The sequence below is a fragment of the Pantoea sp. S61 genome (assembly GCF_016625145.1).
Lineage (GTDB): Bacteria > Pseudomonadota > Gammaproteobacteria > Enterobacterales > Enterobacteriaceae > Pantoea > Pantoea rwandensis_B.
This window is the reverse complement of record NZ_JACVUO010000007.1, coordinates 1-17,607: the sequence shown is the minus strand read 5'-3', so window position 1 is coordinate 17,607 and position 17,607 is coordinate 1. Positions and strand designations below refer to the sequence as shown.

Here is a 17,607-nt window from a genome sequence, read left to right as displayed (position 1 = left end):
CACAGATGAGCATGCAAGATCCGATCGCGGATATGCTGACCCGTATCCGTAACGGTCAGGCCGCGAACAAAGTTGCGGTCTCTATGCCTTCCTCCAAGCTGAAAGTGGCAATTGCCAACGTGCTGAAGGAAGAAGGCTACATTGAAGATTTTAAAATCGAAGGCGACATCAAGTCTGAGCTGGAAGTTACTTTAAAGTATTTCCAGGGCAAGGCTGTGGTAGAGAGCATTCAGCGTGTTAGCCGTCCAGGTCTGCGCATCTATAAGAAAAAAGATGAGCTGCCAAAAGTAATGGCTGGTCTGGGCATCGCTGTAATTTCTACCTCTAAAGGTGTCATGACTGATCGTGCAGCGCGCCAAGCTGGTCTTGGTGGCGAAATTATCTGCTACGTAGCGTAATCGGAGGATAAAATGTCTCGTGTTGCAAAAGCACCTGTCGTTGTTCCTGCGGGCGTAGAGGTAAAACTCAACGGTCAGGAAATTTCGATCAAAGGCAAAAACGGCGAGCTGACTCGTACTATCAACAGTGCTGTAGAAGTTAAGCATGCAGACAACGCCCTGACTTTCGCTCCACGCGAAGGCTTCTCGGACGCTTGGGCACAGGCAGGTACTGCTCGTGCGCTGCTGAACGGCATGGTTATCGGTGTTACCGAAGGCTTCACCAAGAAGCTGCAACTGGTTGGTGTTGGTTATCGTGCAGCTGTTAAAGGCAACTCTGTGAGCTTGGCCCTGGGCTTCTCTCACCCTGTTGACCATGCACTGCCGGCCGGCATCACTGCTGAATGTCCAACTCAGACTGAGATCGTGCTGAAAGGCGCTGATAAACAGCTGATTGGTCAGGTTGCAGCGGATCTGCGCGCCTACCGTCGTCCTGAGCCTTACAAAGGCAAGGGTGTTCGTTACGCCGACGAAGTCGTGCGTACCAAAGAGGCTAAGAAGAAGTAAGGTAACACTATGGATAAGAAATCTGCTCGTATCCGTCGTGCGACCCGTGCACGTCGCAAGCTCAAAGAGCTGGGTGCTACTCGCCTGGTGGTACATCGTACCCCGCGTCATATTTACGCACAGGTGATCGCCCCGAACGGTTCCGAAGTTCTGGTTGCTGCTTCTACTGTAGAAAAAGCTATTGCCGAACAACTGAAGTACACCGGTAACAAAGACGCTGCTGCAGCCGTAGGTAAAGCTCTGGCTGAGCGCGCTGTCGAGAAAGGCATTACAAATGTTTCTTTCGACCGTTCCGGGTTCCAATATCATGGTCGTGTCCAGGCACTGGCAGATGCTGCCCGTGAAGCTGGCCTTCAGTTCTAAGGTAGAGGTCTAAGATGTCAAACATCGAGAAACAAGCTGGCGAACTGCAGGAAAAACTGATCGCGGTAAACCGTGTATCTAAAACTGTAAAAGGTGGTCGTATTTTCTCCTTCACCGCACTGACTGTAGTGGGTGATGGTAACGGCCGCGTTGGTTTTGGTTACGGTAAAGCGCGTGAAGTTCCAGCAGCGATCCAGAAAGCGATGGAGAAAGCCCGTCGCAACATGATTAACGTCGCGCTGACTCACGGCACCCTGCAGCACCCTGTTAAAGGTGCTCACACGGGTTCTCGTGTGTTCATGCAGCCAGCTTCTGAAGGTACCGGTATCATCGCCGGCGGTGCAATGCGCGCTGTTTTAGAAGTTGCTGGAGTACATAACGTTCTGGCTAAAGCGTATGGTTCTACTAACCCGATTAACGTGGTTCGTGCAACTATCGATGGCCTGGGCAATATGAATTCTCCAGAAATGGTCGCTGCCAAGCGTGGTAAATCCGTTGAAGAAATTCTGGGGTAATCACGATGGCTAAGACTATTAAAATTACACAAACCCGCAGTTCAATCGGCCGCCTGCCTAAGCACAAAGCCACTCTGGTTGGCTTGGGTCTGCGTCGTATTGGTCATACCGTTGAGCGTGAAGACACGCCAGCAGTGCGCGGTATGGTTAACGCGATTTCCTACATGCTGAAAGTGGAGGAGTAAGAGATGCGCTTAAACACTCTGTCTCCGGCCGAAGGGTCTAAACACGCTTCTAAGCGTCTGGGTCGTGGTATCGGTTCTGGCCTCGGTAAAACCGGTGGTCGTGGTCACAAAGGTCAGAACTCTCGTTCTGGCGGTGGCGTACGTCGCGGTTTCGAGGGTGGTCAGATGCCTCTGTATCGTCGTCTGCCGAAATTCGGTTTCACCTCTCGCAAAGCAATGGTCACTGCAGAAGTTCGTCTGTCTGACCTGGCGAAAGTTGAAGGCGGTATTGTTGACCTGAATACTCTGAAAGCAGCCAACATCATCGGTGTTCAGATCGAGTTCGCGAAAGTGATTCTGTCTGGTGAAGTTTCTGCACCGGTAACGATTCGTGGTCTGCGTGTCACTAAAGGTGCGCGTGCTGCAATCGAAGCTGCTGGCGGTAAAATCGAGGAATAAGTAGCAGATGGCAAAGCAACCGGGATTAGATTTTCAAAGTGCCAAAGGTGGCTTTGGTGAACTGAAGCGCAGACTTTTGTTTGTTATCGGTGCACTGATTGTCTTCCGTATTGGCTCTTTTATTCCAATCCCTGGTATCGATGCCACTGTACTTGCCAAACTGCTTGAGCAACAGCGTGGCACCATCATTGAAATGTTCAACATGTTCTCTGGTGGTGCTCTCAGTCGTGCCTCAATCTTCGCACTGGGTATTATGCCGTATATTTCGGCCTCTATTATTATCCAGTTGCTGACGGTGGTTCACCCAGCGTTGGCCGAGATTAAGAAAGAGGGTGAAGCTGGTCGTCGTAAGATTAGCCAGTACACTCGCTATGGCACCCTGGTTCTGGCTGTATTCCAGTCGATCGGTATTGCTACCGGTCTGCCGAATATGCCTGGAATGCAAGGCCTGGTAATGAATCCAGGTTTCGCATTCTACTTTACCGCTGTTGTAAGTCTGGTTACCGGGACAATGTTCCTGATGTGGCTGGGCGAACAGATTACTGAACGAGGTATCGGTAACGGTATCTCGATCATTATCTTCGCAGGTATTGTTGCGGGTCTCCCGCCGGCCATTGGCCATACCATCGAGCAAGCGCGGCAAGGTGACCTGCACTTCCTCCTGTTGCTGTTGGTTGCAGTTCTTGTATTTGCAGTGACGTTCTTTGTTATTTTCGTTGAGCGTGGCCAGCGCCGCATTGTGGTCAACTACGCTAAACGTCAGCAAGGTCGTCGTGTATATGCTGCACAGAGCACACATTTACCGTTGAAAGTGAATATGGCGGGTGTAATTCCGGCTATTTTTGCTTCCAGCATTATTCTGTTCCCAGCAACCATCGCGTCATGGTTCGGGGGCGGAACCGGTTGGAACTGGCTGACAACAATTTCGCTGTATTTGCAACCAGGACAGCCGCTTTATGTGCTACTCTATGCGACTGCAATCATCTTCTTCTGTTTCTTCTACACGGCGTTGGTTTTCAACCCACGTGAAACAGCTGATAACTTGAAGAAGTCTGGAGCATTCGTACCGGGAATTCGTCCGGGAGAGCAAACGGCGAAGTATATCGATAAAGTAATGACACGTTTGACCTTAATCGGCGCACTGTACATTACCTTTATCTGCCTGATCCCGGAGTTCATGCGTGATGCCATGAAGGTTCCCTTCTACTTTGGCGGCACATCGCTGCTTATCGTAGTGGTTGTCATCATGGACTTTATGGCTCAAGTGCAAACTCTGATGATGTCGAGTCAGTATGAGTCTGCATTGAAGAAAGCAAACCTGAAAGGCTACGGCCGTTAATTCAGGCGCTTGAGAAGTTACGGAGAGTAAAAATGAAAGTTCGTGCTTCCGTCAAGAAATTATGTCGTAACTGCAAAATCATCCGCCGCGACGGTGTCGTACGTGTGATTTGCAGCGCCGAGCCAAAGCATAAACAGCGCCAAGGCTGATATTGTCACATATTTTTCTTGCAAAGTCGGGTTGAGCTGGCTAGATTAGCCAGCCAATCTTTTGTATGTCGATGCGTTACCATTTGAGTATCCTGAAAACGGGCTTTTCAGCATGGGACGCATTTATTTAATTATAGGAGTGCATAGTGGCCCGTATAGCAGGCATTAACATTCCTGATCAAAAACATACCGTAATCGCATTAACTTCGATCTTCGGTATCGGCAAGACCCGTTCTAAAGCCATCTGTGCTTCAACGGGTATCGCTGAAAATGTTAAGATCAGAGAGCTGTCTGAAGAACAAATTGAACAGCTGCGTGAAGCAGTTGGTAAATTCGTTGTTGAAGGTGATCTGCGCCGTGAAATCACCCTGAGCATCAAGCGTCTGATGGACCTTGGTTGCTATCGTGGTTTACGCCATCGTCGTGGTCTGCCAGTTCGCGGTCAGCGTACTAAGACCAATGCACGTACCCGTAAGGGTCCGCGTAAACCGATCAAGAAATAATCGGGGTGAGTAAATAATGGCAAAGGCACCAGTTCGTGCACGCAAGCGTGTAAGAAAGCAAGTCTCAGATGGCGTGGCTCATGTCCATGCATCTTTTAACAACACCATCGTTACCATTACTGATCGTCAGGGTAACGCACTGGGTTGGGCAACCGCCGGTGGTTCCGGTTTCCGCGGTTCACGTAAATCTACTCCGTTTGCTGCTCAGGTAGCTGCAGAGCGCTGTGCAGAAGCAGTGAAAGATTACGGTATTAAGAATCTGGAAGTTATGGTTAAGGGTCCAGGTCCAGGCCGCGAATCAACAATTCGTGCTCTGAACGCTGCTGGTTTCCGCATCACTAATATTACTGATGTGACTCCAATCCCTCACAACGGTTGTCGTCCGCCGAAAAAACGTCGCGTTTAACGCCCGTTTTTAGGTTAGTTGGAGAAAGAAAATGGCAAGATATTTGGGTCCTAAGCTCAAGCTGAGCCGTCGTGAGGGCACCGACTTATTCCTTAAGTCTGGCGTTCGCGCGATCGATACCAAGTGCAAAATTGAACAACCACCTGGCCAGCACGGTGCGCGTAAACCGCGTCTGTCTGACTACGGCGGTCAGTTACGTGAGAAGCAGAAAGTTCGTCGTATGTACGGCGTACTGGAGCGTCAGTTCCGTAACTACTACAAAGAAGCAGCACGTCTGAAAGGCAACACCGGTGAAAACCTGTTGGCTCTGCTGGAAGGTCGTCTGGATAACGTTGTTTACCGTATGGGCTTTGGCGCCACTCGTGCAGAAGCACGTCAGCTGGTTAGCCATAAATCTATCCTGGTAAACGGTCGCGTTGTTAACATCGCTTCTTATCAGGTATCTCCGAATGATGTCGTTAGCATCCGTGAGAAAGCCAAACAGCAATCTCGCGTGAAGGCCGCTCTGGAGCTGGCTGAGCAGCGTGAAAAGCCAACCTGGCTGGAAGTTGATGCGACTAAGATGGAAGGTGTGTTCAAGCGTATTCCTGAACGTACTGATCTGTCTGCGGACATTAACGAACACCTGATCGTCGAGCTTTACTCTAAGTAAAGCTTAGTACCAAAGAGAGGACACAATGCAGGGTTCTGTGACAGAGTTTCTAAAACCGCGCCTGGTAGATATCGAGCAAGTGAGTTCGACGCACGCCAAGGTGACCCTTGAGCCATTAGAGCGTGGCTTTGGCCATACTCTTGGCAACGCACTGCGCCGTATTCTGCTTTCTTCCATGCCGGGTTGCGCGGTGACCGAGGTTGAGATCGATGGCGTGCTCCACGAGTACTCCACCAAAGAGGGCGTACAGGAAGATATCCTGGAAATCCTGCTCAATCTGAAAGGGCTGGCGGTAAGAGTTCAGGGTAAAGATGAAGTCATCCTTACTTTGAATAAATCTGGCATTGGCCCTGTGACTGCAGCCGATATCACCCACGACGGTGATGTCGAAATCGTCAAGCCGCAGCACGTGATCTGCCATCTGACCGATGAAAACGCATCTATTAGCATGCGTATCAAAGTTCAGCGTGGTCGTGGTTATGTGCCGGCTTCTGCCCGAATTCATTCGGAAGAAGATGAGCGCCCAATCGGCCGTCTGTTGGTTGACGCTTGCTACAGCCCTGTAGACCGTATCGCCTACAATGTTGAAGCAGCGCGTGTAGAACAGCGCACCGACCTGGACAAGCTGGTCATCGAAATGGAAACCAACGGCACAATCGATCCTGAAGAGGCGATTCGTCGTGCGGCTACCATCCTGGCAGAACAACTGGAAGCTTTCGTTGACTTACGTGATGTACGTCAGCCGGAAGTGAAAGAAGAGAAACCAGAATTCGATCCGATCCTGCTGCGCCCTGTTGACGATCTGGAATTGACTGTCCGCTCTGCTAACTGCCTCAAGGCAGAAGCTATCCACTACATCGGTGATCTGGTACAGCGTACCGAGGTTGAGCTGCTTAAAACGCCTAACCTTGGTAAAAAATCTCTTACTGAGATTAAAGATGTGCTCGCTTCACGTGGTTTGTCTCTGGGCATGCGCCTGGAAAACTGGCCACCAGCAAGCATTGCTGATGAATAATCAGATCACAGGTTAAGGTTTCACTGAGAAGGATAAGGTCATGCGCCATCGTAAGAGTGGTCGTCAACTGAACCGCAACAGCAGCCATCGTCAGGCTATGTTCCGCAACATGGCCGGTTCTCTGGTTCGTCACGAGATCATCAAAACGACTCTGCCGAAAGCCAAAGAACTGCGTCGCGTAGTTGAGCCGCTGATTACTCTTGCCAAGACCGACAGCGTAGCTAATCGTCGTCTGGCATTCGCCCGCACTCGTGATAACGAGATCGTGGCAAAACTGTTTAACGAGCTGGGCCCGCGTTTCGCGAGCCGTGCCGGTGGTTACACTCGTATTCTGAAGTGTGGCTTCCGTGCTGGTGACAACGCTCCGATGGCTTACATCGAGCTGGTTGATCGTCCAGAAGCTCAAGCAGAAGCTGCTGCAGAGTAATTTGCAGTAACGTAGAAAACCCGCTTCGGCGGGTTTTTTATTGCCTCCAATTCCCCATCTCCCCCATCTTTCGCTATGCTGAACGCTGTTGTCAGTCGCAGAGGTTCATTATGTGGTTAATTGACCAGCTGGTAGAGCAGCAGATACGCGCCGCGCAGGAAAAAGGTGAACTGAGTAATCTACCTGGTGAAGGTGCACCTTTGCAGCTCGAAGACGAAAGTGGCGTGCCGCCAGAGTTACGCACGGCATATCGACTGCTGAAAAACTCAGGTTTTTTACCCCCTGAACTTGAAATGCGCCGCGAAGCTGTGCAACTCAACGATCTTTTACAGCATTTGGATCCTGACGATCATCAAGTCAGTGAACTCAATAAAAGATTAACCCTGCTGGAGATGAAGTTACAGCAGGCCGGTATGAGCACAGATTTTTTACGTGGTGAATATGGCGGGCCCGTTCGGCATCGTCTATTGCAGGAGAAGTAACATGTATAAAATTGGCCAGCTGGCTAAACTTGCGGACGTCACACCTGACACCATACGTTTTTATGAAAAGCAGCAAATGATGGATCATGAGATTCGTACTGAAGGTGGCTTCCGTCTCTATAACGATGATGATCTTCAGCGCTTGCGCTTCATTCGCTATGGGCGTCAGCTCGGTTTTAGCCTGGATTCGATCCGCGGTTTATTATCGATCCGTATCGATCCCGAACACCATACCTGCCAGGAGTCCAAAGCGATCGTTGCCAGACGTCTGGATGAAGTGAATGGTATGATTACCGAGTTGCAAACCATTCAGCGCTCACTAGAACGTTTAGCCGCGACCTGTTGCGGGGACCTACATAGCAGTGCCTGCTGTTCTATCCTTGAAGCGCTGGAAAAAGGTGAAGAGCCGCAGGTGGAAATTTGTTGTAGCAAGGATTGAATTTCACGCAGGAAAGCCTATAGTTGCGCCATTATTAACCGGAGGACACTATGAGTCGCTATCAGCATCGCAAAGGCAAGATTAACGATAACGCTTTGGAGGCACTGTTACATGATCCGCTGTTTCGTCAGCGAGTTGAACAGAATCAGAAAGGGAAAGGCAGCTACCGACGTAAAGATAAACATCTGAAGGGTAGAAACTGGGAGGCCAGTGATAAGCAGAAAAGTTTATCACTGGCCTTCTGCTTTACAGACAAAAAAGCCGCCTGAACATGGCGGCTTTTTTATCACAATTTATCGCTGTTCTGCTGTTTCAACAGATCGCGAATTTCAGTGAGCAACACTTCTTCGTTGGTTGGCTTTGGCGCTGGTTTTTCAACTTCTTTCTTCTGATACAACTTGTTCATCAACTTGATGGCCATAAAGATGGCAAAGGCAACGATTACAAAGTCAAAAATGGTTTGAATAAAGTTACCGTATTCCATTACGACAGCAGGTACATCACCCTCGGCCGGTTTTAGGACCCACTTAAACTGTTTAAAATCGACCCCACCAATCAGTAATCCCAGTGGTGGCATGATGATATTCGCGACCAGTGATGAAACAATCTTGCCGAAAGCGGCACCGATAATCACACCGACTGCCAAATCAACCACGTTCCCACGCATTGCAAAATCACGAAACTCTTTGAATAAACTCATTGTTATCTCCTTGCCTTGGCCAATGGCTAAAGTCTAACAAACCTTTGTGCAATTGCCATGATAACAGCGGATTAAGCAAAATTATCATGGCGGGCAAACGCCCGCGGCGATTTAGAGGAAGAAAGGACTTGGCTGGAAGAGACGTTCAACATCGGGGACAAACTTCTTATCTGTCAGGAACATAATGACATGGTCGCCCTGCTCAATACGCACATTGTCATTCGCGATGATGACTTCATCACCACGTACGACGGCACCGATTATCGTACCTGGCGGCAGTTTAATATCTTCAATTAAACGGCCCACCACGCGGGACGTGGTCTCTTCCCCGTGTGCGATAGCTTCGATAGCTTCGGCAATACCGCGTCGCAGTGAGGAGACGCCAACAATATCTGCCTTGCGCACGTGACCAAGCAGGGCGGAAATGGTGGCCTGCTGCGGAGAGATGGCAATATCGATCACGCTACCCTGAACCAGATCGACATAAGCACGACGCTGGATCAAAACCATGACCTTTTTCGCTCCCATCTTCTTTGCGAGCATGGCCGACATAATGTTGGCTTCGTCGTCATTGGTGACGGCGATGAAAAGATCCACCTGATCAACATGTTCTTCGGCGAGCAATTCCTGATCTGAAGCATCACCATAAAACACCACGGTGTCGTGCAGACGTTCAGCCAGTTCTGCTGCGCGTTGTTGATTACGTTCAATCAACTTCACGCTGTACTGTTTTTCCAACCGCTGGGCCAAACCAAAACCGATGTTGCCGCCGCCGACCAGCATAATGCGTTTGTAGGGTTTCTCAAGGCGCTGCATTTCGCTCATTACCGCGCGAATATGCTGGCTTGCGGCAATAAAGAAAACTTCATCGCCCGCTTCGACAATCGTTGAACCCTGAGGGCGAATAGGGCGGTCCTGACGGAAAATAGCCGCTACGCGTGTATCGATATGCGGCATATGTTCACGCAAAATGGACAACGGGTTACCGACCAGAGGCCCACCGTAATAAGCTTTAACTACCGCAAGGCTCACTTTTCCTTCGGCAAAGTTAACGACCTGCAATGCGCCAGGATACTGAATCAGGCGATAGATGTTGTCGATCACCAACTGTTCCGGTGAAATCAAATGATCGATCGGCACAGCTTCCGGTACAAACAGCTTTTCGGCATCCCGCAAATATTCCGCCGCGCGAATACGGGCAATTCGGTTCGGTGTATTGAAGAGCGAATAGGCAATCTGACAGGCAATCATGTTGGTTTCGTCGGAATTGGTGACAGCAACCAGCATATCGGCATCTTCAGCGCCGGCTTCACGCAATATACGTGGATGGGAACCATGGCCGTGCACTACGCGCAGGTCAAATTTGTCCTGCAACGCGCGCAGACGGGTGGCATCCGTATCTACAACCGTGATGTCGTTATTTTCGCCCACCAGGTTTTCAGCAAGCGTGCCGCCAACCTGCCCGGCGCCGAGGATAATAATTTTCATCGTTGAATCGCTCTTGTCAGAATGCGCCGCGCTATTTTTTTATTAATTTAGCGTAAAAGAATCCGTCACCGCCATCAACGCTCGGGAAGACTTGCCACCCATTGATTTGGCCTTCGGGCAGCTGCTCAGCGACAGCATCATCGTGCTCAGCCAGAAAGGCCGCGATCTGCTGATGGTTTTCTTCGGGCAGGATCGAGCAGGTCGCGTAAAGCATCGTGCCGCCGGATTTCAAACGTGGCCAAACTGCATTGAGGATTTCGCGCTGCAGTGTAGCCAGCTCTGGGATATCACGATCACGGCGCAACCATTTAATATCAGGATGACGTCGAATCACACCGGTTGCAGAACAAGGTGCATCCAGCAGAATACGGTCAAATTGCTGGTCGCCGCACCACTCTGCAGGTGTCCGGCCATCGCCCTGGCGGACTTCGGCTTGCATGCCCAGGCGCTGGAGATTTTCATGCACGCGAGTCAAACGTTGTTGATCAATATCCACGGCCAGCACGTTTGCCTGAGGGGCGATTTCCAGAATATGCGTGGTCTTGCCGCCAGGTGCTGCACAGAGATCGAGAATGGCTTCATTGTTTTGTGGCTCAAGCAGCAGAGCACAGCGCTGTGCAGACAAGTCTTGTACTGTCACCCATCCTTGATCGAAGCCCGGTAGCTGACTGACGGGGGCAGGGGATTCAAGACGCAGAGCATCCGGCGCATCGGCGGGGAAAGCTGCTTTATCTTCAGCCTGCAACAGGCTTAGCCACGTATCGCGGCTATGATGCTGACGATTGACGCGCAACCACATCGGCGGACGCTGATTATTGGCGTCAACGATCTGCTGCCAACGATCTGGCCATGCGGTCTGCAAACGTTTGAGTAACCAACCGGGATGCCAGTAGCGCTGCGGGCCTTGATCCACTTCAGCAAGCAGCGTTTCTTGCTGACGCTGGAACTGACGTAGCACACCGTTAATCAATCCCTTCAGCGCCGTGCGTTTTAGCACTTCTGCACCTGCAACCGTTTCGGCCAGTGCGGCATGTGCTGGCACGCGCGTGTACAGCAACTGATACAACCCAATCATGATCAGGTAGTGCAGCACGCGCTGCTTACCCGTTAGCGTGCGCTCCATCAGTTTGCCAATCAGCGCTTCCAGCTGCGGCAAAGTGCGCATTACGCCAAAGCAGAGTTCCTGCAACAGCGCGCCATCTTTATCAGCCAATGTTTTTTGCGCGCCAGGCAGAATGGCACTGAGTGATTCACCTTTATCTACCACGCGTTCAATGAGTTGCGCGGCAAGGCTACGCAGGTTAGTTGCTTTTTTCATATTCATTCATCAAACAAAAAGCCCGGTTAAACCGGGCTGGAGATCAGGCCAGAAGGGTGCCAGTGGCAAACCATTCACGACGCGAATTCAGCAGATCTTGCGCGGACATGGCTTTCTTACCCGCAGGCTGCAGCGAAAGTAGATTGAGTACGCCGTCAGCGGTGGCAATCTGAATGCCATTTTTATCAGCATGGATGATTTCGCCCGGCCGTTTGTTCTGATGAGGTAAAACGCTAGCCTGCCACACTTTGACGGGCTGATCCTCGATCAGGAAGAAACTCACCGGCCAGGGATTGAAGGCGCGAATGCAGCGCTCAAGCTGTACAGCAGAAAGTGACCAATCAAGACGCGCCTCTTCTTTGCTCAACTTTTCAGCGTAAGAAACCAGTGCTTCATCCTGCACTTCCGGTTGCGCTTTGCCGCTAGCGAGCAGGTCGAGTGTATCCAGCATGCCTTGTGGCCCGAGCTCGGCCAGTTTGTCATACAGTGATGCGCTGGTGTCTTCAGGCGTGATAGGGCAGGAGAGCTTATGCAGCATGTCACCCGTATCCAGACCCACATCCATCTGCATGATGGTCACGCCGGTTTCGCGGTCGCCAGCCCAGAGCGAACGTTGAATAGGTGCCGCACCGCGCCAGCGTGGCAGGAGTGAACCATGGACATTGATGCAGCCGAGTCGCGGCATATCGAGAACGGCCTTCGGCAGAATCAGGCCATAAGCCACCACGACCATGATATCGGCTTGCAAATCCGCGACCAGTTGTTGGTTCTCTTCAGGTTTTAGCGATTTCGGCTGAAACACAGGAACATCGTGTGACTGCGCCAGCACTTTGACGGGACCTGGAGTGAGTTTATTACCGCGGCCCGATGGACGATCGGGCTGAGTAAATACGCCAACCACCTGATGCTCAGAAGCAAGCAGCGCGTCGAGATGACGCGCTGCAAAGTCAGGTGTACCGGCAAAGATAATTTTTAGCGATGCAGACACAGTTTAACCTTCTGTTAGTACTCAGGCTTCGCGTGCATTCATGCGGGCCAGCTTTTCCAGTTTCTGTTTAATGCGCTGACGCTTGAGCGGCGACAGATAATCGATAAACAGCTTGCCATCCAGGTGGTCGATTTCATGCTGAATGCAAATTGCCAGCAGACCATCCGTTTCCAACTCAAAACTTTTACCGTCACGATCCTGCGCACGGACTTTGACCCATTCCGCACGCGGCACGAAGGCACGTTGTTCAGGGATTGAGAGGCAACCCTCTTCAATGCCGGTTTCACCGCTTTTTTCCAGCAGTTCCGGGTTAATCAACACCAGACGTTCGTCTCGATTTTCAGAAACATCGATAACAATGATGCGTTGATGAATGTCGACCTGAGTGGCCGCTAAGCCAATGCCTTCTTCGGCGTACATGGTTTCAAACATGTCATCGACAATGCGCTGAACGTCTGCGTTTACGGTAGCCACCGGCGCAGCGATTTTGCGAAGGCGATCATCAGGGAAATGTAATACCTGCAAAACTGACATAAATATCCAGATCTGTATGCGTTAAAGAAAAGATTACTACCTCATATTGTAGACTTTTTGTGGCCTGATTGACAGCATTGCACCGCATGTGAGCAGGCTTAAGGATGGACGCGTGGAGCGAGTGGAAGGGATACTCCGGCTGGCAAATGTTAAAGGCCTGCGCCGGCATCGCGTAGTGAATCTCGCGCGGAATTTGCAAAACGGTGCCGCCGTCGATGACGAATTACTGCACAGCCATGGTTTGAATGAATTGCAGCGCCAACAGTTTAACGATTATTGCCCACGGCAACTGGCGCGCACGTTACAGTGGCTGGATCAACCTCATCATCATTTAGTCTCCTGCATAGATGCTGATTATCCGGGCCACCTGGCTGAAATCAGTCAACGCCCCTCATTGCTCTATGTATCTGGTCACCTCTCCGTTTTGCAGACACCGCAATTAGCTGTGGTGGGCAGTCGGCACTGTTCCCACTATGGCAAAGAGTGGGGCACATGGTTTACACAGCAACTTGCACTCAGTGGGTTGACCATCACCAGCGGACTGGCTCGCGGTATTGATGGCGTTGCACACCGTGCAGCCTTGGATGCAAGTGGTAAAACAATCGCAGTGCTGGGTAGCGGCTTGCAACATATCTACCCCAAAAGCCATCAGTCGCTGGCGCAGGCGATCATGGATAACGAAGGGGCTTTAGTCTCTGAATTTCCTCTTGATATGGCGCCACATGCTGTTAATTTTCCGCGCCGTAACCGCATCATCAGTGGGTTGAGCCAGGGAGTGCTGGTCGTTGAGGCTTCACTGAAAAGCGGTTCGCTGGTCACGGCTCGCTGCGCGCTGGAACAAAATCGCAATGTTTATGCGTTACCCGGAGCATTGGGTAATGATGGCAGTGAAGGTACGCATTGGTTGATTCAGCAGGGAGCACTGTTGGTTGCCCATCCAAATAACATCCTTGAAGATTTGCATTCCAATTTGCAATGGCTGCCGGCAACCACTTCAGAAACAATATATTCACAAGACAGTGACGATGTTCCATTGCCATTTGCAAGCGTGTTGGCTAACGTAGGTGATGAGGTTACACCTGTTGACGTCGTCGCTGAACGTGCCGGCCAACCTGTGCCAGTTATCGCAGCCCAGTTGCTGGAGCTGGAGTTAGCAGGATGGATCGCAGCTGTACCCGGCGGCTATGTCCGATTGAGGAGGGCATGCCATGTTCGACGTACTTATGTACTTGTTTGAGACCTATATCCACAACGAAGCTGAAATGCGTGTTGACCAGGATAAATTGACCGATGATTTGGCCGATGCGGGTTTTCATCGTGAAGATATCTACAATGCGTTGAATTGGCTTGAACGTTTAGCGGACTATCAGGATGGTCTGGTCGCGCCAGTACAATTGGCTGCCGACCCGCTCTCAATGCGAATTTATACGGACGAGGAATGCCAGCGTCTTGATGCTGATTGTCGCGGTTTTATTTTGTTCCTGGAACAAGTTCAGGTGCTGAATATGGAAACGCGCGAGATGGTCATCGAACGGGTCACGGCTCTTGATACTCAGGAATTCGATCTTGAAGATCTTAAATGGGTGGTGCTGATGGTGCTGTTTAACATCCCTGGATGTGAAAACGCTTATCAGCAGATGGAAGAACTGTTATTCGACGTCAATGAAGGTATGCTGCATTAATTTGCGATTAATGTATCCGGAAATATGAGTAAACCAGCACTGTTTTCTGTGCGTAAACACGATCCCTGCCCCGCTTGCGGGGCAGATTTAGTGATACGCAGTGGTAAACACGGCCCGTTTCTTGGCTGTGTGAATTATCCAACCTGTGATTATGTTCGTCCCCTGAAAAATCAGGCCGATGGGCATATCGTTAAAGTGCTGGAAGGGCACGTGTGTCCTCAGTGTGGCGCAGATAAAGTTCTGCGTCAGGGGCGATTTGGGATGTTTGTTGGTTGTAGCCACTATCCTGAATGTGATTACACAGAAACCATCGATAAGCCCGACGAGACCGCGATTGCCTGTCCCCAATGTCAGAACGGAAAGCTGGTTCAGCGCCGTTCGCGCTATGGCAAAACCTTTCACTCCTGCGACCGTTACCCCGATTGCCAATTTGCAATCAATGCAACGCCTGTTGAAGGTATCTGTCCGCATTGCCAGTTTCCCTTATTAATAGAGAAGAAAACCGTACAAGGCATGAAGCGCTTATGCGCCAGCAAACGCTGTGGCAAGCTCATCGCCCAGGACGAAGAACGATCATGAAGCAAAAAGCGTATGTTCCCGGAAGTCTCGAGTTTTGCATCGAGCAACTACAACAGCAGGCGGTTATTGCCTATCCAACAGAAGCGGTATTTGGCTTAGGCTGTGATCCCGATAGCGAAAGCGCCGTCATGGCCTTACTGGCGCTCAAACAGCGTCCGGTTGAGAAAGGGCTTATCCTGATTGCAGCAGATTATGCGCAACTGGAACCCTACATTGCCGATCGTGAGCTCACGGTGCTACAGCGTGAGCGCATGTTTGCTAGCTGGCCAGGGCCGGTGACTTATGTGGTTCCGACAACACCTCATACGCCACGCTGGCTAACAGGACGTTTCGATTCGCTGGCTATCCGCGTTAGCGATCATCCGGATGTGCAGGCACTTTGCCGTGGCTTCGGCAAACCATTGGTGTCTACCAGCGCCAATCTCTCCGGCGAGGCGCCGTGCCGCAATGCTGATGAAGTTGCACAGCAATTCGGTGCTCAATTCCCCGTGTTGCACGCTGCAACGGGCGGGCGGTTAAATCCTTCTGAAATTCGCGACGTTATCAGCGGCGAACTTATTCGTCAGGGTTAATTTATGGAACACTTCGCCGTTTTTGGTCATCCCATTGCACACAGTAAGTCACCATTCATTCATAGCCTTTTTGCCGAGCAGACAGGAATCGCGCACACCTATGGCCGGGTTTGTGCACCGCTGGAGGGGTTTCCTCAGTCAATTAGCGACTTTTTTACTGTCGGTGGAAAAGGTGCAAATGTCACACTGCCATTTAAACAACAGGCGTGGGAACTGGCCGATGAACTCAGTGAACGTGCAGCCTTATCTGGGGCGGTTAACACCTTAAAGAAAAAGGCAGATGGCTCGATCTTTGGTGATAATACCGATGGGATTGGCCTGCTAAGCGATCTGGAACGATTGAATTTGATCCGTTCTGGTGACCGCATTTTACTGGTGGGAGCCGGTGGGGCAGCTCGAGGTGTGATCCTTCCCCTGCTTTCTTTTGGATGTTCAGTGGTAGTGGTCAACCGAACGGTTGCCCGCGCTGAAGAATTGGCAGATATCTTCCAGCATAGTGGGGATATCCAGGCCAACGGCTTTGCTGAGCTCTCCGGTCAGGCATTTGATCTGATCATCAATGCAACTTCCAGTGGCGTTGAGGGTAAAGTGCCGCCGTTGCCAGACTCATTGATCACCCCGCAAACACGCTGCTACGACATGTTCTATCAGCAAGGGCTGACGCCATTCTTGTTGTGGTGTCAGCAGCACGGTGCGGGTCAGCTGGCAGATGGATTGGGCATGCTGGTGGGGCAGGCGGCGCATGCTTTCCAACTGTGGCATGGCGTGATGCCAGAAATTACCCCCGTTATTGCTCAATTAAAGCAGGCCATGAAGGAGTGAATCAGGCGATCCATTTTCCCGATCGTGAACGTTGGGACGAGGAACGAGGAGCGATCGTCTTTCCGGTGCTGGTGCAAGGAATGGAGTTAACTTGTGCTATCAAGCTCGACGGATTACAGGATCGATTTGGAACGGGTGCTGCGATGGCGCTGTTTAGCGCGCATCGCTGGGATCTGGAAGAAGAAGAAGAAGCGCTTATCCGGCAGGATGAGATCGATGATCAAGGTTGGATCTGGCTTTCCTGAGCGAGGTATTCATCTTTCCAGCCAACATAATTGCTCGATGAATAGAGCAGGTCTGCGATTTCCGCCTCACTCAATGGGCGGATTTGTTTAACCGGGCTGCCTAAATAGAGATAGCCGCTCTCCAGTCTTTTACCCGGCGGAACCAGACTACCCGCTCCAATCATGACATCCTCTTCAACAAACACACCATCCAGCAAAATCGATCCCATGCCAACCAGTACGCGATCGCTGATATGACAGCCGTGCAGCATCGCTTTATGACCGACAGTCACGTCTTCACCAATCACTAAAGGATGCCCTTCCGGGTTGCTGGTGGACTTGTGCGTGACATGTAAAACGCTGCCGTCCTGAATATTGCTTCTTTTACCTATCACAACTTTGTTCACATCACCGCGGATAGTAACCAGCGGCCAGATGCTGACATCGTCGGCGAGTTGCACTTCACCCACCACCACGCTACTGCGATCGATCATTACGCGATCGCCGATTTGTGGAAAATGGTTCTTATAAGGTCGTAGGGCTACAGACATGATCGTTCTCCTTTTGCACTTTTCCCCCTAGCCTGCGGCTTATCAGGCGGGCAAACAAGATGAATTTTGAGCGGATCGCTCGCGATCGCAGCGAAAAGATTGAAAACTCGCCAGTCGATTAAAAAGATCGAAAAAAGGGGTTGTGCAAAAAAATCGGATCCCTATAATGCGCATCCACTGAGACGGCAAAGCGGCAACGCAAGCGGCTCAGCAGGGAGTGAAGCGATTCACCCCGCCAGATAAAACGCTGAAAAAAGTGTTTGACTCTGAAGGAGGAAAGCGTAATATACGC

28 protein-coding genes are annotated in these 17,607 nt (G+C 50.9%); 22 read left to right on the top strand and 6 right to left on the bottom strand.

Annotated features, from left to right (window positions below):
* The first annotated feature begins 5 nt into the window (after window positions 1-5).
* From rpsH to IAE30_RS14730, 16 genes are all read left to right on the top strand, one after another.
* Window positions 6-398 carry a 30S ribosomal protein S8 gene (gene rpsH / locus IAE30_RS14805; RefSeq protein ID WP_007891668.1) on the top strand — a complete coding sequence of 131 codons (393 nt, stop codon included), beginning with the start codon at window positions 6-8 and terminating at the stop codon, window positions 396-398.
* Window positions 399-410: 12 nt separating this feature from the next.
* Window positions 411-944, top strand: a complete 534-nt coding sequence (gene rplF / locus IAE30_RS14800) for a 50S ribosomal protein L6 (protein ID WP_038644335.1) — start codon at window positions 411-413, stop codon at window positions 942-944.
* A gap of 9 nt (window positions 945-953) precedes the next feature.
* Window positions 954-1,307, top strand: a complete 354-nt coding sequence (gene rplR, locus IAE30_RS14795; protein ID WP_008104733.1) for a 50S ribosomal protein L18 — start codon at window positions 954-956, stop codon at window positions 1,305-1,307.
* Between the two features lie 14 nt (window positions 1,308-1,321).
* On the top strand, window positions 1,322-1,822 hold the full coding sequence (gene rpsE, locus IAE30_RS14790; protein WP_007891679.1) for a 30S ribosomal protein S5: 501 nt from the start codon (window positions 1,322-1,324) through the stop codon (window positions 1,820-1,822).
* Between the two features lie 5 nt (window positions 1,823-1,827).
* Entirely contained in the window at window positions 1,828-2,007 is a 180-nt protein-coding gene (gene rpmD, locus IAE30_RS14785; protein WP_021186404.1) for a 50S ribosomal protein L30, read from the top strand.
* Window positions 2,008-2,010: 3 nt separating this feature from the next.
* Window positions 2,011-2,445 carry a 50S ribosomal protein L15 gene (gene rplO / locus IAE30_RS14780; protein ID WP_034830738.1) on the top strand — a complete coding sequence of 145 codons (435 nt, stop codon included), beginning with the start codon at window positions 2,011-2,013 and terminating at the stop codon, window positions 2,443-2,445.
* 7 nt (window positions 2,446-2,452) lie between these two features.
* The gene (gene secY / locus IAE30_RS14775) at window positions 2,453-3,784 is read left to right on the top strand and encodes a preprotein translocase subunit SecY (RefSeq protein ID WP_007891686.1); all 1,332 of its coding nucleotides are present in this window, start codon (window positions 2,453-2,455) and stop codon (window positions 3,782-3,784) included.
* Window positions 3,785-3,816: 32 nt separating this feature from the next.
* Window positions 3,817-3,933, top strand: coding sequence for a 50S ribosomal protein L36 (gene rpmJ / locus IAE30_RS14770; RefSeq protein WP_004160566.1), 117 nt, complete (start codon window positions 3,817-3,819; stop codon window positions 3,931-3,933).
* 146 nt (window positions 3,934-4,079) lie between these two features.
* A complete protein-coding gene (gene rpsM, locus IAE30_RS14765) occupies window positions 4,080-4,436 on the top strand; it encodes a 30S ribosomal protein S13 (protein WP_034830736.1) in 357 nt (118 codons plus the stop codon).
* A 16-nt stretch (window positions 4,437-4,452) separates the two neighbouring features.
* Window positions 4,453-4,842: a 30S ribosomal protein S11 gene (rpsK, locus tag IAE30_RS14760; protein ID WP_004160563.1), complete on the top strand. Its 390-nt coding sequence runs from the start codon at window positions 4,453-4,455 to the stop codon at window positions 4,840-4,842.
* A 31-nt stretch (window positions 4,843-4,873) separates the two neighbouring features.
* The gene (rpsD, locus tag IAE30_RS14755; RefSeq protein WP_007891687.1) at window positions 4,874-5,494 is read left to right on the top strand and encodes a 30S ribosomal protein S4; all 621 of its coding nucleotides are present in this window, start codon (window positions 4,874-4,876) and stop codon (window positions 5,492-5,494) included.
* A gap of 25 nt (window positions 5,495-5,519) precedes the next feature.
* Window positions 5,520-6,509: a DNA-directed RNA polymerase subunit alpha gene (rpoA, locus tag IAE30_RS14750; protein ID WP_007891688.1), complete on the top strand. Its 990-nt coding sequence runs from the start codon at window positions 5,520-5,522 to the stop codon at window positions 6,507-6,509.
* 40 nt (window positions 6,510-6,549) lie between these two features.
* Window positions 6,550-6,936, top strand: coding sequence for a 50S ribosomal protein L17 (gene rplQ / locus IAE30_RS14745; RefSeq protein ID WP_003850180.1), 387 nt, complete (start codon window positions 6,550-6,552; stop codon window positions 6,934-6,936).
* A 110-nt stretch (window positions 6,937-7,046) separates the two neighbouring features.
* Window positions 7,047-7,418 carry a DUF1992 domain-containing protein gene (locus tag IAE30_RS14740; protein WP_038644337.1) on the top strand — a complete coding sequence of 124 codons (372 nt, stop codon included), beginning with the start codon at window positions 7,047-7,049 and terminating at the stop codon, window positions 7,416-7,418.
* A gap of 1 nt (window position 7,419) precedes the next feature.
* Window positions 7,420-7,857: a Zn(2+)-responsive transcriptional regulator gene (zntR, locus tag IAE30_RS14735; RefSeq protein ID WP_200538690.1), complete on the top strand. Its 438-nt coding sequence runs from the start codon at window positions 7,420-7,422 to the stop codon at window positions 7,855-7,857.
* Window positions 7,858-7,907: 50 nt separating this feature from the next.
* Window positions 7,908-8,126 carry an alternative ribosome-rescue factor A gene (locus tag IAE30_RS14730; protein WP_200680275.1) on the top strand — a complete coding sequence of 73 codons (219 nt, stop codon included), beginning with the start codon at window positions 7,908-7,910 and terminating at the stop codon, window positions 8,124-8,126.
* Between the two features lie 17 nt (window positions 8,127-8,143).
* On the opposite strand, the gene mscL is transcribed toward IAE30_RS14730, so the two are convergent.
* From mscL to def, 5 genes are all read right to left on the bottom strand, one after another.
* Complete coding sequence (mscL, locus tag IAE30_RS14725) at window positions 8,144-8,557, bottom strand: large-conductance mechanosensitive channel protein MscL (protein WP_034830732.1); 414 nt, start codon at window positions 8,555-8,557, stop codon at window positions 8,144-8,146.
* A 111-nt stretch (window positions 8,558-8,668) separates the two neighbouring features.
* Window positions 8,669-10,045, bottom strand: a complete 1,377-nt coding sequence (trkA, locus tag IAE30_RS14720; protein ID WP_038644340.1) for a Trk system potassium transporter TrkA — start codon at window positions 10,043-10,045, stop codon at window positions 8,669-8,671.
* 31 nt (window positions 10,046-10,076) lie between these two features.
* The gene (rsmB, locus tag IAE30_RS14715; protein WP_038644341.1) at window positions 10,077-11,363 is read right to left on the bottom strand and encodes a 16S rRNA (cytosine(967)-C(5))-methyltransferase RsmB; all 1,287 of its coding nucleotides are present in this window, start codon (window positions 11,361-11,363) and stop codon (window positions 10,077-10,079) included.
* 43 nt (window positions 11,364-11,406) lie between these two features.
* Window positions 11,407-12,351 (bottom strand): methionyl-tRNA formyltransferase, encoded by a 945-nt coding sequence (gene fmt, locus IAE30_RS14710; protein ID WP_038644343.1) that lies wholly within the window; start codon window positions 12,349-12,351, stop codon window positions 11,407-11,409.
* A gap of 21 nt (window positions 12,352-12,372) precedes the next feature.
* A complete protein-coding gene (gene def, locus IAE30_RS14705) occupies window positions 12,373-12,885 on the bottom strand; it encodes a peptide deformylase (protein WP_034830726.1) in 513 nt (170 codons plus the stop codon).
* A gap of 112 nt (window positions 12,886-12,997) precedes the next feature.
* On the opposite strand from def, the gene dprA reads away from it, so the two are divergent.
* The 6 genes from dprA to IAE30_RS14675 are packed head-to-tail and all read left to right on the top strand — an operon-like array spanning window position 12,998 to window position 16,785.
* Window positions 12,998-14,122, top strand: a complete 1,125-nt coding sequence (gene dprA / locus IAE30_RS14700) for a DNA-protecting protein DprA (RefSeq protein WP_200538688.1) — start codon at window positions 12,998-13,000, stop codon at window positions 14,120-14,122.
* Window positions 14,094-14,567 (top strand): DUF494 family protein Smg, encoded by a 474-nt coding sequence (smg, locus tag IAE30_RS14695; protein WP_034830723.1) that lies wholly within the window; start codon window positions 14,094-14,096, stop codon window positions 14,565-14,567. Before dprA ends, smg begins: the two co-directional genes overlap by 29 nt.
* A 24-nt stretch (window positions 14,568-14,591) precedes the next feature.
* On the top strand, window positions 14,592-15,146 hold the full coding sequence (locus IAE30_RS14690) for a type I DNA topoisomerase (RefSeq protein WP_071845583.1): 555 nt from the start codon (window positions 14,592-14,594) through the stop codon (window positions 15,144-15,146).
* Window positions 15,143-15,718 carry an L-threonylcarbamoyladenylate synthase type 1 TsaC gene (gene tsaC, locus IAE30_RS14685; RefSeq protein WP_045833801.1) on the top strand — a complete coding sequence of 192 codons (576 nt, stop codon included), beginning with the start codon at window positions 15,143-15,145 and terminating at the stop codon, window positions 15,716-15,718. The genes IAE30_RS14690 and tsaC overlap by 4 nt, the downstream gene beginning before the upstream one ends.
* A 3-nt stretch (window positions 15,719-15,721) precedes the next feature.
* Window positions 15,722-16,540, top strand: a complete 819-nt coding sequence (gene aroE / locus IAE30_RS14680; protein ID WP_038644347.1) for a shikimate dehydrogenase — start codon at window positions 15,722-15,724, stop codon at window positions 16,538-16,540.
* A complete protein-coding gene (locus tag IAE30_RS14675) occupies window positions 16,537-16,785 on the top strand; it encodes a DUF1488 domain-containing protein (RefSeq protein WP_200680273.1) in 249 nt (82 codons plus the stop codon). The genes aroE and IAE30_RS14675 overlap by 4 nt, the downstream gene beginning before the upstream one ends.
* Here the strand turns inward: IAE30_RS14675 and IAE30_RS14670 are convergent.
* Window positions 16,761-17,315, bottom strand: a complete 555-nt coding sequence (locus tag IAE30_RS14670) for a gamma carbonic anhydrase family protein (protein ID WP_200680271.1) — start codon at window positions 17,313-17,315, stop codon at window positions 16,761-16,763. The two genes, IAE30_RS14675 and IAE30_RS14670, sit on opposite strands and share 25 nt — an antisense overlap.
* Window positions 17,316-17,607: the final 292 nt, after the last annotated feature.

Bases quoted from the DNA above. Each gene is read 5' to 3' on its own strand.
- rpsH (WP_007891668.1), top strand. From the start codon at position 6: ATGAGCATGCAAGATCCGATCGCGGATATGCTGACCCGTATCCGTAAC.
- rplF (WP_038644335.1), top strand. From the start codon at position 411: ATGTCTCGTGTTGCAAAAGCACCTGTCGTTGTTCCTGCGGGCGTAGAG.
- rplR (WP_008104733.1), top strand. From the start codon at position 954: ATGGATAAGAAATCTGCTCGTATCCGTCGTGCGACCCGTGCACGTCGC.
- rpsE (WP_007891679.1), top strand. From the start codon at position 1,322: ATGTCAAACATCGAGAAACAAGCTGGCGAACTGCAGGAAAAACTGATC.
- rpmD (WP_021186404.1), top strand. From the start codon at position 1,828: ATGGCTAAGACTATTAAAATTACACAAACCCGCAGTTCAATCGGCCGC.
- rplO (WP_034830738.1), top strand. From the start codon at position 2,011: ATGCGCTTAAACACTCTGTCTCCGGCCGAAGGGTCTAAACACGCTTCT.
- secY (WP_007891686.1), top strand. From the start codon at position 2,453: ATGGCAAAGCAACCGGGATTAGATTTTCAAAGTGCCAAAGGTGGCTTT.
- rpmJ (WP_004160566.1), top strand. From the start codon at position 3,817: ATGAAAGTTCGTGCTTCCGTCAAGAAATTATGTCGTAACTGCAAAATC.
- rpsK (WP_004160563.1), top strand. From the start codon at position 4,453: ATGGCAAAGGCACCAGTTCGTGCACGCAAGCGTGTAAGAAAGCAAGTC.
- rpsD (WP_007891687.1), top strand. From the start codon at position 4,874: ATGGCAAGATATTTGGGTCCTAAGCTCAAGCTGAGCCGTCGTGAGGGC.
- rpoA (WP_007891688.1), top strand. From the start codon at position 5,520: ATGCAGGGTTCTGTGACAGAGTTTCTAAAACCGCGCCTGGTAGATATC.
- rplQ (WP_003850180.1), top strand. From the start codon at position 6,550: ATGCGCCATCGTAAGAGTGGTCGTCAACTGAACCGCAACAGCAGCCAT.
- IAE30_RS14740 (WP_038644337.1), top strand. From the start codon at position 7,047: ATGTGGTTAATTGACCAGCTGGTAGAGCAGCAGATACGCGCCGCGCAG.
- zntR (WP_200538690.1), top strand. From the start codon at position 7,420: ATGTATAAAATTGGCCAGCTGGCTAAACTTGCGGACGTCACACCTGAC.
- IAE30_RS14730 (WP_200680275.1), top strand. From the start codon at position 7,908: ATGAGTCGCTATCAGCATCGCAAAGGCAAGATTAACGATAACGCTTTG.
- mscL (WP_034830732.1), bottom strand. From the start codon at position 8,557: ATGAGTTTATTCAAAGAGTTTCGTGATTTTGCAATGCGTGGGAACGTG.
- trkA (WP_038644340.1), bottom strand. From the start codon at position 10,045: ATGAAAATTATTATCCTCGGCGCCGGGCAGGTTGGCGGCACGCTTGCT.
- rsmB (WP_038644341.1), bottom strand. From the start codon at position 11,363: ATGAAAAAAGCAACTAACCTGCGTAGCCTTGCCGCGCAACTCATTGAA.
- def (WP_034830726.1), bottom strand. From the start codon at position 12,885: ATGTCAGTTTTGCAGGTATTACATTTCCCTGATGATCGCCTTCGCAAA.
- smg (WP_034830723.1), top strand. From the start codon at position 14,094: ATGTTCGACGTACTTATGTACTTGTTTGAGACCTATATCCACAACGAA.
- IAE30_RS14690 (WP_071845583.1), top strand. From the start codon at position 14,592: ATGAGTAAACCAGCACTGTTTTCTGTGCGTAAACACGATCCCTGCCCC.
- tsaC (WP_045833801.1), top strand. From the start codon at position 15,143: ATGAAGCAAAAAGCGTATGTTCCCGGAAGTCTCGAGTTTTGCATCGAG.
- aroE (WP_038644347.1), top strand. From the start codon at position 15,722: ATGGAACACTTCGCCGTTTTTGGTCATCCCATTGCACACAGTAAGTCA.
- IAE30_RS14670 (WP_200680271.1), bottom strand. From the start codon at position 17,315: ATGTCTGTAGCCCTACGACCTTATAAGAACCATTTTCCACAAATCGGC.